Raw genomic sequence first — 19,110 nt, forward strand, 5'->3', positions numbered from 1 at the left:
ATGATGCAGTTTAGACTCTTTACAGTACTTGCAGCACTGGTTGGAAGTATATGGGCTTTCCATGCCCAGGCTTCTGGCTATACGATCAGGTTCGAAAGGCACACAGCAGAGGATTCTTTAAGAAAACTAAAAGCAGATACCACCTTCCTTTCTGATGAGGAAATGGCCCTGCTCGTGGAATACATCCCGTATGAGCCCGACGAAGTGATACAGGACAGGCTGAGCTGTATTGAGGCTGACATTCCGTTGGTGTTCAACAAATTTGTGCGCAACCACATCGACTACTTCACTGTCCGTAACAGAAAGTATACGCGCACCATGATTTCCCGCGAAAATGTGTATTTCCCGATCTACGAGAAGTACCTGAAGAAGTATAACATGCCGCAGGACATCAAGTACCTTTCCATTGTAGAGTCTGGCCTGAACCCGAAAGCGGCCTCCTGGGCGGGTGCGGTTGGTCCCTGGCAGTTTATCAAGTCAACTGGCAAAGAGTATGGCTTGGACCAGGATCAGTACATTGACGAGCGCATGGACATAGAGAAGTCCACGGATGCGGCGATGCGCTTTTTGAGTAGACTCTATCGTACGTATGGCGACTGGGAACTAGCTATGGCTGCTTACAACTGTGGCCAGGGTAATGTAAACAAAGCGATCAGAAGAGCAGGCGGTGGCAAAAAAACGTTTTGGGAGATTTTCCCATACCTGCCAAAGGAAACACGCAGCTACGTACCTTCCATGACAGCCGTGATCTACGCCATGAAGTATGCGCCAGAGCATAATATCTTCTCTGACTCCATTCTTTATGCATCTGAATATGCCTATCTGGAAGTGAATCAGGCGCTGGACCTGAAAAAGCTGGCTACTGAACTTCATGTAGACTCCATGGCTTTGGTAGCTCTAAACCCCGAGCTTAAGCAGACGACACTTCCCGCTACTATGCGCAATTACAAGCTGCGCATTCCGGCACAGGCTGCTAAGCTGCTGGCTGCTGAGCAAAGCTGTATTTTGCTAGCTTCGGCTCCAACGCCTCCACCTGCCAAACATACTGCACCGCCAGCCGAGTCACCAGTTATGCTAGCCTCTGCAACCACCCAGGAAGCGTCTAAAGATAGCCTGGTGCAGGCAACCTATGTTGTGCAGCGTGGTGACAACCTATATGCTATCGCCCGCAAATACGGTGTCACGATAGACGACCTGAAGGAGTGGAACCAACTGGATGGCACAGCAATCAGAGTGCAGGATAAGCTACTTGTATGGAAGCCTGCCCCAGCGGTAAGTACAAGCGCACTGGCTACGGTCACCGAAAAGCCCAAAGCAACTACTGCCAGCACAGCACAGAAGCATACATCTGCCAAGAGCCAGGCGCAGGACCGCTTCATTTACCATGTGCAGCCAGGCGATACACTCTGGACTATTTCCCAACGTCACGAAGGGGTGACAGTCGAAAAGATAAAGAAACTGAACAAACTCAAGAACAGCGCAATCAAACCTGGGCAACAGCTGATTCTAGGTTAAGCTGACAGGTATAAATCTAGCGAGACACTCTTCCAACTGAAGGGTGTTTCGTCGTTTATAGCCCGCTTGTATTATCAATTTATTGCAATACGCCACAGTTACCAGCATCAGATTCTCAGCTGTCTGATAAAAAACACAATATTCTGATAGATGAAGATTTTTCAGAACGTATCTTTGTCGATTACGGCTTTGATAAACCATAAAATCTTATCAAATTGGCTTTTAGCTTTCGCCTCATTGGGATAAGCTAAAAGTGCGAGGGAACATAACACGAGATAACACAACAACGCATACCATGATCAAAGTAAACAAAGAGGACGCACTTAACTACCACATGCAGGGCCAGCCCGGCAAAATAGAAGTAGTGCCGACTAAAATGCTGAGCACACAGCATGACCTGGCTCTGGCTTACTCTCCTGGAGTAGCTGAGCCCTGCAAAGAAATAGCCGCTGACAAAGAGAATGTTTATAAATATACCGCAAAAGGAAACCTGGTAGGGGTAATCTCAAACGGAACTGCAGTACTGGGCCTAGGTAACATTGGTCCTGACGCCTCTAAGCCAGTAATGGAAGGAAAAGGCGTATTGTTCAAAAAATTTGCAGGTATAGATGTATTCGACATCGAGATAGACTGCACCGACCCTGAGGAATTCATCCGCATCGTAAAGTCGCTGGAGCCAACCTTCGGCGGCATTAACCTGGAGGATATCAAAGCCCCTGAGAGCTTCAAAATAGAGAATGCCTTGAAGGAGCAGATGAATATTCCGCTCATGCACGACGACCAGCATGGTACGGCTATTATTTCTTCAGCGGCCCTGCTCAACGCACTGGAGCTGGCAGGCAAAAGAATTGAAGAAATCCAAATTGTAATTAATGGCGCTGGCGCTGCTGCCATTGCCTGCACGAAGCTCTATGTAGCATTGGGCGCCAAGCTTGATAACATCGTAATGTTCGACAAGGATGGCATTATTCGTCCAGAGCGAAACGACCTCGATATTTACCGCGCCCAGTTTGTGACGCTGCGTAAGATCAACACATTGGCTGAGGCCATGAAAGGGGCTGATGTGTTCATCGGTCTTTCAGCAGGTAACGTACTCGCACCTGAGCTCGTGAAGCTGATGGCGAGGGACCCAATCATATTCGCGTTGGCTAACCCGGATCCGGAGATTCCATACGCTGTGGCCATGGAAACCCGCGAGGATCTAATCATGGCAACTGGCCGTTCAGATCATCCGAACCAGGTAAACAACGTACTTGGCTTCCCATACATATTCAGAGGAGCTCTGGATGTACGTGCCACCGAGATCAACGAAGCTATGAAACTGGCTGCGGTGCGCGCCTTGGCGGACCTCGCGAAAGAACCTGTTCCGGAGATGGTGCACAAGGCCTATGGAGACAACACGATCTCTTTTGGTCGCACTTACCTTATACCGAAGCCGCTTGACCCACGCCTGATCACCACGGTATCGCCGGCGGTGGCAAAGGCCGCTATTGAAAGCGGTGTAGCCAAAAACCCGATCACCAATTGGGAGGCATACGAGACAGAACTACAGGAGCGCATCGGCATCGACCAGAAGCTGATGACCCGTATTACCAACCAGGCCAAGAAGAACCCGAAGACAGTGGTATTTGCCGAGGCAGACCATTACAAGATTCTGAAGGCGGCACAGATCGTAAAAGAGCAGCGCATTGCCAACCCAATCCTGCTGGGCAACAAAGCACGTATTGCCGCGATCATTGAAGAGACCAACCTGGACCTGCACGACTGCATGATCATTGACCCATACGAGGAAGAGCAAAAGCGCGAAGAGTTTGCCCAGCTCCTTTACACTAAGCGCCAGCGCAAAGGCCTTACGCTGTTTGACAGCCGCCGCCAGATGCGCGACCGCAATTACTTTGGTGCCATGATGCTCGAAACCGGCGAAGCAGATGCGCTTATCTCAGGTCTTACCCGTGACTATTCCAAAACCATTCTACCGTCCTTACAGATAATAGGGGTTGAAGAAGGTATAAACAAAGTAGCAGGTATGTATATCATCCTGAGCAAAAAAGAGCCTTATTTCTTTGCCGATACAACCGTAAACGTAAACCCGACTGCCGATGAACTGGTAGATATCATTGGCCTGACTGCCCGTGCTGTTCGTTTCTTCGACACAGAGCCGCGTATGGCCGTCCTGTCATACTCTAACTTCGGCTCGGTGCAGGGTGACATACCTAACAAAGGAGCTGAGGCAGTGCGCAAAGCAAAGCAGCGCTACCCGGACCTGATGATAGATGGCGAGATGCAGGCGAATACGGCCATGAACCGACACCTGCTGAAGGAGCACTATCCGTTCAGCGAGCTGGCCGAAAAAGGGGCAAATACACTTATTTTCCCGACGCTCACATCAGGTAACATTGCCTACAAACTACTACAGGAAATAGGTGGTGCTGAGGCAATTGGCCCTGTATTGATGGGTATGCGCAAGCCGGTGCACATTCTACAGCTGGGCAGCTCCATCCGTGAAATCGTTAACATGGTATCCATTGCTGTCGTAGATGCTCAAAACTATAATAATAAACATATATAAATGATTGCGTACATTGACGGTAAGCTTGCTGTGAAAGATCCGACCTATGTCATTGTAGATGTCAATGGCATAGGCTATCAGATCAAGATCTCCCTTAGCACGTACTCTTCACTGCCTGAAGGAGAACGTTGCAAGCTGCATACCTACCTGCACATCAAGGAGGATGCCCATACCTTGTATGGCTTCACGACGGCTGCCGAAAAGGATACTTTCCTGCACCTGATCTCGATTTCGGGTGTAGGGCCCAACACGGGATTGATGATACTGTCGTCGCTTTCGGTAGACGAAGTGCAGCAGGCTATTGTGCGGGAGGATGTGCGCACGATCCAGCATGTGAAGGGGATCGGAGCCAAAACTGCGCAGCGTATCATATTGGAATTAAAAGATAAAATAAAGAAAGAAACCATGCTGGCTGGTAGCTCAGCAGTTCCTGTTTCTGCACACAATACAGTACGTGCAGAAGCGTTATCAGCTTTAGTTACACTAGGCTTTGCCAAAAACGTGGCAGAGAAAACGCTCGATGCGATCATCAAGCGCGAAGACAGAAGCCTGAGCGTAGAGGAACTAATAAAATTTGCCTTAAAGTCTTCTTAATCGGTAGAGCCCAACTTGATCTGGAAAAGTAAAAAAAACAGCCTGCTGTTTGCTACGGTTGCTGCTATCACTATGCTGGCATGGTGGTCGCAGGCCGCAGCATTGCGCTCGAACAACAGGTATAGTACCTTAATTTTTTCAGATTTTTTCCTGCAGGATACCATTCCGCAAGACTCTGCCCGACTTCAACCTTACATCCCAAGCCGCCGCCCGACTTTTACCCCAAGCGACCGACTTGGTAGTCCTTTTGGCACCCGCCCCAGCTCTTCTCCCCTGCTACTGGGCCAGCCGTCCAATATTGAGCTCGAGATACAGCTCGACGACAGTCTGCAGCAGTATAACATAAATGAACGCATGGGTGAGTTGGACTACCGACTGCCCTCCACTATGTCATGGGAAGAGTACTCACGCTACCAGCGCCAGCAGGCCATACGCGATTATTGGCGTAGCAAATCGGCAGGTCTGGATGGGGAGAGCGTAGTTAGTGGCCGCCGTCTGGTACCCAAGATCTATATCAGCCCGGTATTTGACCGTGTGTTCGGAGGCAATTTTGTGGACATTCAGCCAAACGGTAACGTCAACCTTAAATTCGGCGCCCGCTTCAACCGCAACGAAAACCCTTCCATACCGCTCCGCCAGCAGCGTACCGGTGACTTCGATTTTGACCAAAACATCTCGCTTAACCTGGTGGGTAAGATCGGGGAGAAAATGCGTCTCAACTTCAACTGGGACAACAACGCCAACTTCGAGTTTGAGAACAACATGAAGCTGGACTACACCGGCTTTGAAGAGGAGATCATCCGCAAGATAGAGGCCGGTAACGTGAGTCTGCCACTCAATAACTCTCTGATCACCGGTGCTCAGAATCTCTTCGGATTAAAAACACAGCTGCAGTTCGGCAGATTGGGCGTAACCACCATCGCCGCCAACGTACGAGGGCGCAATGACGAAGTCGTAATCCAAAACGGAGCCCAGAATAAGCCGTTTGAGATCCGGGCCGACAACTATGACCGGGACCGGCACTTTTTCCTATCGCAGTTCTTCCGGGGCCGCTACGACCGTACGCTGCAGAACCTGCCATTGGTGAACTCCGGCATCGTGATCCGCCGCCTGGAGCTGTACGTGACCAACAACAACCGAGGCACCGAGAACCTGCGCAACATGGTCGCTTATATGGACTTGGGCGAGGCTGATCCCTTCCGAAATCAGTTTGAGCGCAACCCGCTGGCCCCTGCCGCAAACAACGCCAACGGACTTTATGGCCAGATCGCCAACAACCCCAGCGCCCGCAACAACGACCAGGTCGACTCGTACCTGAGAAGCCTGGGCCTGCAGAAAGCCATTGACTTTGAGCATGTGCGTGCCCGCAGACTGGACCCGCGTGAGTATAAGTTCAATCCGCAGCTAGGTTACATCTCACTTACCACCGCTCTATTGCCTGACCAGGTGCTGGGCGTAGCCTTTGAGTATACCTACAACGGCCAGACTTACAAGGTGGGTGAGTTAATGGAAGACTACCAGAACCTGCGCGATGACCAGGTAATCCACATGAAGTTGCTGAAGGCAACCAACCCGGCGCTGGAATATCCAACCTGGGACCTGATGATGAAAAACGTCTACAGTCTGGACGCGACACAGGTGAACCGCCAGAACTTCCAGCTGCAGATCGTTTACAAAGACGATGAAACAGGCGTTGACATCACTAGTCTGAAAGAGCCAAGCCCGATCCAGAACATTCCCCTGATCGAGGTGCTCAACCTGGACAATGTCAACACAAACAACGACAAACCGCGCGACGGCAACTTCGACTTTTTGGAAGGTATAACGATCGACCCCGAAACCGGGCGTATCATCTTCCCGGTAGTGGAGCCGTTTGGCTCATACCTTGCCAGTCAATTTGAAGGAAGGCAGGACCTGATCGAACGCTATGTATTCCAGGAACTCTATGAGCAAACCCAGACCGATGCGCAGCAAAACACGCTGAAGGCGAAGTTCTTCCTGAAGGGTCGTTTCCAGGCCAGCTCCACGGACGAGATTATGCTGCCTGGCTTCCGTATTGCCGAGGGTTCGGTAGCAGTATACTCGGGTGGAACACGTTTAGAGGAAGGCACCGACTACCAGGTTTTCTATGACCTGGGCCGCATCAAGATCCTGAACCCAAGTTACATCGCTTCGGCCAGTGACCTGCGTGTGACCTACGAAAAAGCCGAGCTGCTAAACATACAGCCCCGCACCCTGTTGGGTGCCCGCTTTGACTACCGCGTGAACAATGACCTGAACCTGGGTGGTACCGTGCTGCACCTGAATGAGCGACCGTATATCAACCGCGTGAGCATCGGCGACGAGCCAACCAACAACACGATCTATGGCCTGGACGTGAACTTCAACCGGGAGTCGCGCTTCCTCACGAAGATGACGGATATGATTCCGTTCATCCAAACCAAAGTGCCGTCGAGCGTGACCTTCAGCGGTGAGTTTGCGCACCTGGTGCCCTCTCCGTCCAAATCGCCGGTAAACGAGGACGGTACTTCATACCTGGATGACTTTGAGGGTGCCGAAACCCCTTTCAGCCTGGGCGGCTTTAACAACACCACCTGGCGGCTGGCGGCCACTCCTGCCCCACTGGCACAAGGTGATGGGCTGGAGCATGCCTACAACCGTGCCCGTGTCGCCTGGTATACCATCGACCAGATCTTCTACCGCGACAGCGAAGGCCTGCGCCCGAGTAACATCAACGACGAAGAACTCCGAAACCACTATGTGCGCCCTGTACCTCGCTATGAGGTGTTCCCCGGGCGTGACCGTGAGATTGCTAACGCCTACGAGTATACCTTCGACATGGCCTACTACCCACGTGAGCGTGGACAGTACAATTACAACCCGAACCTGGATAACCAAGGAAGGCTGCAGGGCGACCCCCGCAAGAACTGGGGCGGTATCAGCCGTGAGATCACCTTCGACACAGACTTCGACAACGCCAACGTGGAGTATGTGGAGTTCTGGCTCATGGATCCTTTCCTGACAGGACCGAACGGACGAAAAGATGCGAACGGCAATCCGATCGTAAGCAATGAAGGCGGTGAGCTGGTACTTAACCTGGGCAATGTGTCGGAGGATATCCTGAAAGACAACCGCTACTCGTTTGAGAACGGTCTGCCAACCTCTGCAACTGACAACCAGAACCTGCAAACCACCGAATGGGGCCGCGTGACCACACAGCAGTTCCTGACCGATGCCTTCTCGGCTGTGCCTGGCGCACGAGCATTTCAGGATATAGGCCTGGATGGCTTAGGCGATAATGCAGAACGTGAGTTTTTTCAGAATACTTTCCTGGGCCGTATACCTGGCGGTGCACCGCAAACCGTCCTCTCTGACCCTTCTGCCGATAACTTCCTGCACCATCTTGATGCAAGCTATGACCAGCAGAACGCCGGCATCCTGGAACGTTATAAGCGCTTCAATGGCATGGAAGGCAACTCTCCTGAGCAAAGCCGCTTCTCTAATTATGCTTTCCCGGATAAGGAGGACCTGAACCGCGACAACGTGATCAGTGACCTGGAGCAATACTACGAGTACAAGATCAGACTGCAGCCGGGTGATATGAGCGTAGGCCAGAACTACATCGTGGACAAGATCGTGGATACCAGAACTGGTGAGGATGTGACCTGGTACCAGTTCCGCGTGCCAGTGCGTCAACCAACGGGCAATGTGGGCAACATCAGCGGCTTCAAGTCGATCCGCTTCATGCGTATGTACATGACCGAATTTGCCGACCCGGTGGTGCTCCGCTTTGTGCAGTTCCAGTTTGTGGCGAACCAGTGGCGGACCTTCCTGCAGCCGATCACCGACGGTAACCCTTGCCTGAACTGTACGGACGATGCCCGCTCGTTTACTGTATCGACGGTGAACATTGAGGAGAACAGCGAGACAGGCAATGACGAGACAATCATTCCTTATGATATGCCGCCAGGTATAGAGCGTCTGCGCGACTATGCCGCCACCAACAACCGCCGCCAGAACGAACAGTCGCTCCAACTTTGCGTGGAGGACCTGAAAGACTCTTTCTCCAAGGCCGTGTACAAGAACCTGTCCATCGACATGCTGATTTACAAGCGCCTCAAGCTGTTCCTGCATGCCCAGACCCGCGACCCAAATACACGCGATGACGATGTGCAGGCTTTCATCCGAATCGGCACAGACTATACCCAGAACTACTATGAGTACGTGGTGCCACTCAAACTGACGCCACTTGGCACCAGAAGCCGTGAAGGTATCTGGCTTGCCGAGAACGAGATAGACATCGCTATCGAGGATTTTGTAAATGCCAAGGTAGGGCGTAACAGAGCTGTTGGTGGCTGGGATAACCGCCGTCCGTGGGAGGTAATGCTAGAGGGTGGTAAGATGATCCGTGTGGTAGGTAACCCGGATTTCAGTGAAGTGCAAAGTGTGATGATCGGTGTGCGCAACCCTACCGTGCCGGGCGAGGATGCGCGTCCGCAATCGGTCTGCATTTGGGTGAACGAGCTGCGTGTGACGGACTTCCGGAACAACTCAGGCTGGGCCGCTAATGCCCGCCTCAACACAAAACTAGCCGACTTCGCTAACATCACAGCAACTGGTAGCTACACCACCATCGGTTTCGGAGCCCTGCAGCAGAAGATCGCGCAGCGTGCCCGTGAGAACACGGCCGTATTTGATGTAAGCGCCAACATTGTTGCCGATAAATTCCTGCCTGAAAAGCTGGGTATCAAGGTGCCGGTTTCGGTGCAGTACGGCACCATGAACAGCGCCCCACAGTTTGACCCACTCGACAAAGATGTGCCTCTGGAGCAGTCGCTGACCAGGTATGAGACTACTGAGGCGCAACGGGAATACAGGCGTGAAGTGAGTACCCGGGAAACCCGGAAAAGTGTGAGCTTACTAAATGTCAGGAAAGAACGGACCAACCCGGAGGCCAAGGTGCGTCCATACGACGTGGAGAACCTGTCCTTCTCGTACTCATACGCCGAGCGCCTGTTTACCAATATTGAAACGGATCGCGACTTTACCCGCACCTACACCGGGGCAGTCGCCTATACCTACACCAACACACCGCGCAACTACGAGTTCTTCGCCAAAAGCGAACGACTTAAATCGCCGTACATGCGCCTGATCAAAGACCTGAACTTTACGCCACTGCCAAGCCGTTTTGCCTTCCGCGCCGACCTCGACCGCAGGTATAACGAGACCTTCCTGCAGCGCCGCGATCCGGGTTCAGGCCTGATCACCTCCAGAGGTATAGAGCCTGTGTTCCAGAAGTACTTCTTCTTTAACCGCATCTACGACCTCAAGTGGGACATCAGCAAGAGCCTGTCGCTGGACTACACGGCCACCAACCGTGCTGTGGTAGACGAGCCCGACTTCCGCATCAACCGCGATGTGGATTCGCTCAGGTATAAGAACAAAGTGATCTGGGACAACCTGCGCAACTTCGGCCGTAACACGAACTTCAACCAGCTGGTGGCTGCCAACTACAAAGTGCCTTTCGAGAAATTCCCGCTCACTGACTGGCTGGGCGCTGAAACCCGCTACGCCGTTACGTACATCTGGACGGCCGGCTCCACTGCCCTAAACCAGGACGCGCCTTTCCGACTGGGTAACACGGCTGAGAACAATACCGAATTCAGCGTAAATGGCCGCTTTGATATGGTGAAACTGTACAATAAGGTGAAGTTCCTGAAAGACGTAAACAGCCCAACGCAACCGCAAGGCAGACCACCTGTACCTGCGCCAGGCGATACGGCGGTGAAGAAACGATCTGAGATGAAGCTTGCCAAGGGACTGGCCCGCTTCCTGATGATGACCCGCTCCGTGAACTTCACATACCTGCAAAACCAGGGCACCATGATGCCGGGCTATCTGCCGCGTACCAAAATGTTAGGCTTTGACGATGGCTTCGATGCGCCGGGTCTGCCGTTCATACTTGGCCGTCAGTATGACCTGGACGAACTTTACAACCGTGCCTTCACTAACGGTTGGTATACCGATAGCAGCCAGTACCTGAACACGCCGTTCAGCGGCATTAAAACAGAAACGCTTACGGCCAGAGCTAACATGGAGCCGTTCCGCAACTTTAACCTACAGCTCGACGCACGTCGCAATATGTCCGAGATACAGGAGGTGTTTTACCGCAAGCAGTTTGATGATTTCGGCAACATTGGCACTGTGAACGAGCGCCAGAACCCGATCAACACCGGTTCTTTTAGTACCTCCTTCTTTGCGCTGGGCACTATATTCGAGTCTACTGCAGGAGGCACTTCGGCTGCTTTCGACAATTTTATCCGCAACCGCTACGAGATACGTGAGCGCCTCACCAATGCCAATGCGGCGGCCGGTGACTCAGGTTATACCCTGAACTCACAGGACGTGCTTCTGCAGTCGTTCCTGTATGCTTACCAGGGACGTGATGCCAGTGGTTTCCAGGCGAAAGGCGGCAACCCTGTCAAGCGGATGCCTATACCTAACTGGCGTATTGATTACAATGGCCTGTCGCAGCTTGCCTTCTTCAAACGCTGGTTCAGCCAGGTCAACCTGACGCACTCTTATAACTCCACTTACAACGTAACCAGCTTCACCACTTCCCTGGCTTACGAGAACAGTCCGGGTGACTACCCAACCCGCACCAATGAGTTTGGGCAGCTGATTCCGTACTACATCGTAAACCAGCTCACAGTGCAGGAGCGTCTGGAACTGCTAGGTGTTAACTTCCGCACCAACACCAACCTGACCGGCCGCATCGGGTACAGAATAGAGCGTAACCTGTCGCTTAACCTCACCAATGCCCAGGTAACCGAGACTAACGTGAAGGATTATACCTTCGGCTTTGGATATGCCACAAGCAACTTCCGTATACCTTTCCGGATAGGCGGGGAGCGCCGTACGCTGGAGAACGAGCTGACCATACGGATGGACATGTCGGTACGTGACAACCAGACGGTGCAGCGGGCCATTGCGCAAGATGATCAGGGCAACGAGATCAGCCAGAACCAGATCACGAACGGTACACGCCAGGTGCAACTGCGCCCAACCGTGGATTACGTCCTGAGCCAGCGCGTGAACATACAGTTCTACCTGCTGCGCACCGTGTCCGACCCTAAAATTTCTACCTCGTTCCGTAACAGTGTGTCGGAAGGTGGAGTACAGCTACGTGTTAGTCTGCAATAATTTTTGGCATTGAGAAAAAGACCGTATTTTTGGACATCATTAACCCAAAGCGATAAAAATGAATTTACCTGACAACCTAAAGTATACCAAAGACCACGAGTGGGTACGCATAGAAGGTGACGTAGCTTATGTAGGCATCACCGATTTCGCACAGAGCGAGCTGGGCGACATCGTGTATGTAGACATTGACACAGTGGACAAGGAAATCAACCAGAACGACGTGTTTGGTACAGTAGAGGCTGTAAAAACAGTTTCTGACCTGTTCAGCCCACTGAGCGGCACGGTGCTGGAATTCAACGACAAGCTGGACGGCAGCCCTGAGCTGGTAAACTCTGATCCTTATGGCGACGGCTGGATCATCAAAATGTCAATCGGGGACACCAGCGAAGTGGACGGCCTGTTGACGGCTGAAGGCTACCGTGAAGTAATCGGTCAGTAATTTTGACAGTATAGAAGCAGGTTTGATTCTAAGGTATAATTTCTTTACCATTATTTGGGCAGCAGTGATCATGGTTTTGACGCTGCTGCCCTCCTCTTCTATGCCCTCCCTTTCGATCTGGGAGATCTTTTCTTTTGATTCGTTTGCGCACGCTTTCATGTTTGCCGTGCTCACTTACCTGATGACAGTGGGCCTGAAAAAACAATTTACCTTTCCGCGGGTGCAGCACTATGCCATCCGCACAGCCTTCTTTGTGAGCTCCATGTTCGGCATCGCGATCGAGCTGCTGCAGCACTACTTTATACCTGGCCGCCAGGGCGACATCATCGATGTACTCAGCAATACCATCGGCTGTATACTTGGCATCCTGCTCTTCAAGTGGATCTACAAAATGTAACCCGGGCAGCGCATCCCTCCAATAAAACTTCCTGTTTAAACATGTTTATAAGCCTGATTTTCAACCGATCAAGCTGTATTAGCTATTGCCTATATGGTGGCTATTGATTAGCTTTAGTGCTATTCTACCAAGATAGAAACTGAGCTTAACTTTTACGTCTGCTCTATGCCACCACGCTACAAACTTAAACAAACGCTTTGGTTACCTGTGCTTTGCCTGCTGGCGCTGCTTCCGTTCCACCTCCAGGCACAGCAAGCAGCGTTACCACTCCCAAAGCAGGTAATCCGCAAACTCGCACCTCCCCTGCAAGGGCTCACCAGGAAACTTCCAGCTGCCTCTTATCGCATCAAAGTATCAGACAAACAAGATTTCTATACCTGGCTTCATCAGCAGCAACTGGATGTAAGGGTTTCAGACACGGGTAATCAGCCTAACACCCTGCTGGTGACTGGCATTAAACCGAGCCAGTTACTTCGGTTGGCTGATTCCCCTGAAGTCCTATACATTGACAAGTCTCACCGTCAGGCCGTGGAAGAGTTGGAGTTGCGTGATGCAGACTTTGTGGTGAACAATGTCTACGCTGCCCAAGCTGAATTTCCAGAGCTGACCGGTCAAGGTATGGCGGTATCCGTAAAGGAATACGCCTTTGACCCAGAGGATATCGATTTGCAGGGCCGTGTTATTGACCCAGAGTCAATGGAGGGCAACCGTAGTCCGCACGCTACGACCATGGCCACCCTGATAGCAGGCGCCGGCAATACCGGTCCGAATGGCAGAGGTGTCACGCAGCATACCTTTATCGCTCACTCCAGCTTCGAGGAGCTGTTCCCTGATGAGAGCGAGACACTGCTGGCTCAAGGTATAAGCGTGCAAAATCACTCCTATGGTGTGGGTGTGGAAAACTACTATGGCCTGGAGGCGCAGGCCTATGACCAGCAGAGCTATCAGCATCCTGAGTTGCTTCACGTGTTTTCATCGGGCAACAGTGGCGACAAATCCGAAACAAGCGGCACCTATGCCAACTTCCCAGGTATAGCCAACCTGACCGGGCAGTTCAAGACCTCCAAAAACACATTAAGCGTGGGAGCATTAGACCCGGATGGGCAGGTAGGCATGCTAAGTTCCAGAGGACCTGCTTATGATGGCCGCATCAAGCCCGAACTGGTAGCGCATGGAGCCGGGGGCACTTCGCAGGCCGCTGCAGTAGTTTCAGGTATAGCCTTGCTGGTGCAGCAGTCCTATCGGGCAAAGTATGGCAGTTTGCCACCGGCCTCACTGGTAAAAGCGGCCTTGATCAACAGTGCCGATGATGTAGGCAGCCCAGGACCTGATTTTGCGTCAGGATTTGGCAATGCCGATGCGCTCGGGGCTCTTCGAGCCATTCAAGCGCAGCATTTCAAATTGGATGCTGTTGCAACAGGTCAAACTCGAAGCATGCAGCTGAAAGTCCCTACAGGCGTACGCCGGTTGAAGGCAACCCTGGCATGGCACGACCCGGAAGCGGAGCCTAATGCCGAGCAGGCGCTCATCAACGACCTTGATCTGGTGCTGCGCCATTCCTCCTCAGGCAAGAGTTGGCGGCCCTGGGTACTGAGCACTTATCCACACCCCGACTCCCTGCACCGACCAGCACGACGGAGCATCGACCGCCTAAACAATGTAGAACAGATCACGCTGGAAGCACCAGCTGCCGGCACCTATACCTTGCAAGTGACCGGCTACAAAGTATCACAGAGACCGCAGGAGTTCAGCCTGGTGTATGAACTGGAGCAGGGCATGGAATGGCTATACCCTGTTGCCGCTTCTACCCTCACAGCCGGACAACCCAACCGCCTTGCCTGGCAGGCTGGCACCGCTACTGGCACAGCCACGCTGCAGTACCGCCTGCAGGCTTCTGACACTTGGCATACTATAGCCGAAGGTATAGATCTGAGACAGGGCAGCTATACCTGGCAAACGCCGGATACAGCAGCACTAGGACAGCTCCGCATGCTCAGCAAAGGCATGGACCTCCAAACTGAAACCTTCATCCTGGCTAAGCCGGCAGATCTACGAATTGGCTTTAATTGTGAGGAACAGGTGATGCTGCACTGGTCCAGACAGCCCAATGCCCAGGAGTATCAGCTATTCCAGTTAGGAGCTACCCATCTGGAGCCGCTTTTGAAGACAGTTGACACCCTTGCTATAGTAGACAGAAGCTTACTCCAGGGAAATTACCTGGCAGTGGCCCCCCTCATTGAGGGCACCCAGGCCGCCTACGGCCGAAGCATCACTGCCGAGGCTGAAACATCCCCCTGCTACATCAGTAACTTTCAGCCCCGCCAGTTAGTGACTCCCGATGTGGTCCGCTTCTCCCTAAGTCTCAGCACCACACATCAGTTGGGATACCTGCGCCTGGAGCGCTTAGAAAAAGATGGCTTTAAGACTATCCACGCCGGTACCCCGTCATCCAGCTTACGTTACCAATTCATAGACGAAAGCCCTATTCCTGGCCGCAATGTGTACCGGGCAAGTGTCACTACAACTGATGGCAAAATTATTTATAGCCAGGAGGAGACGGTAATTCATACTCCGAAGAACTTTTTACAGGTATACCCTAATCCGGTAGCGGTAGGCGAAACTGTGTTTGTAGCTGTGGAAAGCGAAACGGTGAAAGTTCAGGTCTTTGACCGCCTGGGCAGATTTGTACAGGAATCGCAGGAAACCGGTATGCTGAAGGAATTACAGACGAAAGGCCTTACCCCCGGGCTCTACATTATCCGCCTTACTAATGAAAAAGGAGATGTACTTTCAGGTAAAATGGTGCTGCAGTAAGTTTTGAAATTGCAGGGCTGATAGTCCCAATCAGGGAAGCCCGTGTGAAGTGACCGAAATCCCAACCGCCTTATTAAACCGCATACCTATACCTATACCTATACCTATACCTATACCTATACCTAGCTGTTGTGCTTGAAAATAGGCACAAAAAAAGCACAGCTCCCTGCCGGGAACTGTGCTTCTCAGACCATAGTTAAACGCTCCGGATTACTGATACAGGTATCTCAAAGCTGTTCTGTCGTTGGAGTTGAAGTAGCGGTTTACGCCTGTGCCAATGCAGGCCAGCATCCAGGAGTTAGGATCGGCGCCAGTCGGTGTGCCCGGGATGTGCACAGCTCCTACTGTAGAAGCACCCTCGTTGTAGTACGAACCACCGCAGCTGTAGGCTCTGTTCATGTAGTCGGTGTGACGGAAGCCGATCGTGTGACCGATCTCGTGTGCCAGGATCGTAGCCAGGTAGTTAGTGCCCGGGTTAGAGCCCAGGTAGTCTGAGTTCACTTTAACAGAGTTGTAAGGGTTGCCACCGGAAGGAAAACCGGCAGAGGCCAGGTAAGAAGAGCCACTTGGCGCCTTTGATACCAGGATGTTGTAGCCGGAGGACACACGACGGAACTTCAGGCGCAGGTTCTCGGCGTTGAAGCGACGGATGGCTTCGTCCAGGGCCGATACATAAGAGGCAGGCAGGCTGGTGGTGATGGCCACGTTGATCGTGCGGCTGGAGCCCACGCTTACCAGGTTGTTGGTGCGGTACTGCTCCTCCTCACCCACGCGCAGGGCCGTGGTTTCCGGAGAGGCCTGCAGGTCGCCTTCAGAGAAGAAAATGTCACCCTCCACAATGTAGCCACCCTCGGTGCGCTGCACATTGTCTGTATTGAAACCCATCTCTGAGATTTTAGCCATGGCGAGGGGTGAAATCTCGTTGGCTGTTACATCTGCCTCTTCTTTCTGGCAAGAAGAGAAACCAAACATGACCGCCAGGGCCAGGAGCGAAAGTAAGCGTGTTGTTTTCATTAAAATATATTTTATAGTTAAACATGACGAAATATAGATGAAAACAACCAGTCACACAATAACCTAAACAAACTGAAAATCAGCGTTTTAACAACATATTTATCGTTCTTAAAAAGTTTCGGAAATAATAAACATTAAATATAACTTATATAAGAATTTAAGGATGCTTATGAAACTGGGTTGCAATAACAAAGCGCTCCCACAACCGAAAAAAATTTAAAAAAATTTAAAAAAATTTCTTCAAGCCTATTTCTGCATGCAAGTGTTTAAACACTAATCCTCAGAGAGATGGCATCAGCTACTGATCACAAAAAAAAGCAGCTACCCGCATGGGCAGCTGCTTTAAGTTGGCTCTGTAGCAAGTTTGCTACAGGATGTTGTTGATTTGCTCTTTTATCTTTTCCAGCTCCTCTTTCATTTCCACGACATGGTGCTGTATAGTCGCGTCGTTGGCTTTGGAACCAATCGTATTGATCTCCCGGCCGATCTCCTGCGAAATGAAACCCAGCTTTTTGCCAGTAGGCTCCGGCAGGTATACCGTTTCCGTGAAGTAATGCAGGTGGTTGATCAGGCGAACTTTCTCTTCTGCTATATCAAGCTTTTCCATGTAATAGATCATCTCCTGCTCGTAGCGGTTCTGGTCGTAGTGGTCAGAATTTGATATTTCAGTAATATGATTTTTGATGCGGTTGCGGATATGCTCCATACGAACCGGATCTTGCTTTTCGACCTCAGCCAGTAGTATCCGGATACGGTCGATGTAGGACATGATCTCAGCAGTAAGGGCTTTTCCTTCGTCAGCCCGGAACGAGTTGATGCTCTCGAGCGCCTGCTGCACCAGTGGCTGAACTGTATCCCAGTCGGCTTCGCCTTCCTCGTCTTCGCCTTGGTCCTGCTGCAGTACATCCGGCATGTGCAGGGCCAACCGGAAAAGGTCATTTTTAGATCCGCCCACCATATCGGCAGCCGCGTTCAGTTCCTCGTAGTATGCTTTGAGCAGGTCTTTATTGATATTACTCTTGGCTTTCTGCGCTTTGTTTTTGGCATAGTCAACGCAGATGCTCACTTTACCGCGCACAAGCGCTTTTGTCAGCATGGTGCGTATCTCGTACTCACGCTCCGAAAGGAAGCGCGGCAGGCGCACGGACAGGTCCATACCTTTGGAGTTGAGCGATCTGATTTCGACATTAATAGAATACTGGTCAGTATCGAGGCGGGCACTGCCATAGCCTGTCATGGACTGCAACATAAGCACTATATAAGATGATGTTCCGGCAAATTAGCTATAATTCCTCACTTATACGCAGATGGAAAGCTAAAAGCTCAAATCCGGACAGGCAGCGGGGTCCTGACAAGACGATGGAATTCCGGTCTGAGTCCTGTCTTTTTGGAGGGGATCCTATACCTAGGGCACCATTTGATTTACCGCATCAATCATACCCGTGACCTCGGCAGGATGATGGTCGATACGCTCGCCCCTTTTTTTGCCAAGTCGCACAATCACAAGCTCTTTCTCAGGTATCACGATGATGTACTGCCCCAGAATGCCACGTGCGTAGAAGATGGATTGGCCTTTGTAGTCCGGCAGTAGCCACCACTGGTAGCCATAGTGCCTTGTAGGATCACCAGTGTTGGCATCTGTCAGGCCGCTTGGGGTAAGGGAAGCCTGTACGTACTGTAGCGATACAAGCGTATCACCTTGCCAGACTCCTTTTTGCAGGTATAGCTGCCCGATACGAGCAAAATCTCTGGCATTAGAAAAGAAGCAGCAATAGGCTTTCTCGTTTCCGAGGGGATGATCAATGCTCCATTCGGCCTTCTGCTCCGCTCCTAGGGAGCACCACAGCTTCTCTTCGGCATAGTCCGCCAGCCTTTGCCCGGTGGCCGCTTCCAGCACAAAAGCCAGTATTTGGGTATCGCCGCTTTTATAGGAGAAGGCCTGACCGGGCTCCTCCACCGCTTCCAGCCTTCGGATCACTTTCTTCAGGTCAGACCCATAGTAGGCCTCGGTTGTGACAGAGAACGGATTGCCATAGGATTCGTCCCAGTTGAGGCCGGAGCTCATCCAGAGCAGGTGCCGGAGCGTGATCTTTGCCTTAGCTCCCTCTCTGAAATCCGGTAAAAAGTCACCTACCGGCTGGTCTATACTTTGAATTGTTCCCTCCTTCAGGGCTATACCTACCAGGATGCTCACGATACTTTTGGCTACCGAAAACGAGTTGCTCAGCGACTCTTCTGAATAGCCATCCCAGTACTGCTCATACAGAAGTGAGTCGCGGTGCACAACCACGAAAGCAACTGATTCCAGCTCCTTGTGCAGCTGCTGCAGCTCCTGTGGCAGTGTAAGCCGATTGTAGTTTGTCGCAAGCGGCCAGGGTTGGGGCTCATCAGCCGCTTTGATCTTGCGCTGGTGAAAGATCAAATGATCGTCAATATCAGCGAAGTTATGGTACAAAGCTTTGTACACGTAGTTTTTGTCGGCCATGTGCAGCCAGGCGGCTGCCAGACCGATCACCAGAATAAAGCCAATACCAAATCGTTTGGTTTTCCGGTTCATGCCTCTGT

The 19,110-nt window shown here is 51.7% G+C and carries 10 protein-coding genes; 7 read left to right on the top strand and 3 right to left on the bottom strand.

The features are described 5' to 3' along the window. From Q1A54_RS11195 to Q1A54_RS11225, 7 genes are all read left to right on the top strand, one after another. A complete protein-coding gene (locus tag Q1A54_RS11195) occupies positions 1–1,515 on the top strand; it encodes a lytic transglycosylase domain-containing protein (protein WP_299987859.1) in 1,515 nt (504 codons plus the stop codon). A gap of 295 nt (positions 1,516–1,810) precedes the next feature. After that, positions 1,811–4,084 carry an NADP-dependent malic enzyme gene (locus tag Q1A54_RS11200; RefSeq protein ID WP_299987861.1) on the top strand — a complete coding sequence of 758 codons (2,274 nt, stop codon included), beginning with the start codon at positions 1,811–1,813 and terminating at the stop codon, positions 4,082–4,084. Then, positions 4,085–4,678, top strand: coding sequence for a Holliday junction branch migration protein RuvA (gene ruvA, locus Q1A54_RS11205; RefSeq protein ID WP_196117080.1), 594 nt, complete (start codon positions 4,085–4,087; stop codon positions 4,676–4,678). Between the two features lie 72 nt (positions 4,679–4,750). After that, entirely contained in the window at positions 4,751–11,881 is a 7,131-nt protein-coding gene (sprA, locus tag Q1A54_RS11210; RefSeq protein WP_299987866.1) for a cell surface protein SprA, read from the top strand. Positions 11,882–11,939: 58 nt separating this feature from the next. Beyond that, complete coding sequence (gcvH, locus tag Q1A54_RS11215) at positions 11,940–12,320, top strand: glycine cleavage system protein GcvH (RefSeq protein WP_299987868.1); 381 nt, start codon at positions 11,940–11,942, stop codon at positions 12,318–12,320. Between the two features lie 64 nt (positions 12,321–12,384). After that, on the top strand, positions 12,385–12,717 hold the full coding sequence (locus tag Q1A54_RS11220; protein ID WP_366915803.1) for a VanZ family protein: 333 nt from the start codon (positions 12,385–12,387) through the stop codon (positions 12,715–12,717). A 165-nt stretch (positions 12,718–12,882) separates the two neighbouring features. After that, positions 12,883–15,531, top strand: coding sequence for a S8 family serine peptidase (locus Q1A54_RS11225; protein WP_299987872.1), 2,649 nt, complete (start codon positions 12,883–12,885; stop codon positions 15,529–15,531). Between the two features lie 210 nt (positions 15,532–15,741). On the opposite strand, the gene Q1A54_RS11230 is transcribed toward Q1A54_RS11225, so the two are convergent. The 3 genes from Q1A54_RS11230 to Q1A54_RS11240 form a co-directional block, all read right to left on the bottom strand. Continuing rightward, positions 15,742–16,545 (bottom strand): M57 family metalloprotease, encoded by an 804-nt coding sequence (locus Q1A54_RS11230; RefSeq protein ID WP_299987875.1) that lies wholly within the window; start codon positions 16,543–16,545, stop codon positions 15,742–15,744. A 367-nt stretch (positions 16,546–16,912) separates the two neighbouring features. After that, positions 16,913–17,794 (bottom strand): YicC/YloC family endoribonuclease, encoded by an 882-nt coding sequence (locus tag Q1A54_RS11235; protein WP_299987877.1) that lies wholly within the window; start codon positions 17,792–17,794, stop codon positions 16,913–16,915. Between the two features lie 156 nt (positions 17,795–17,950). Continuing rightward, complete coding sequence (locus tag Q1A54_RS11240) at positions 17,951–19,102, bottom strand: serine hydrolase (RefSeq protein ID WP_299987880.1); 1,152 nt, start codon at positions 19,100–19,102, stop codon at positions 17,951–17,953. Positions 19,103–19,110 lie beyond the last annotated feature (8 nt).

The organism is uncultured Pontibacter sp. (assembly GCF_947502515.1).
GTDB lineage: Bacteria > Bacteroidota > Bacteroidia > Cytophagales > Hymenobacteraceae > Pontibacter.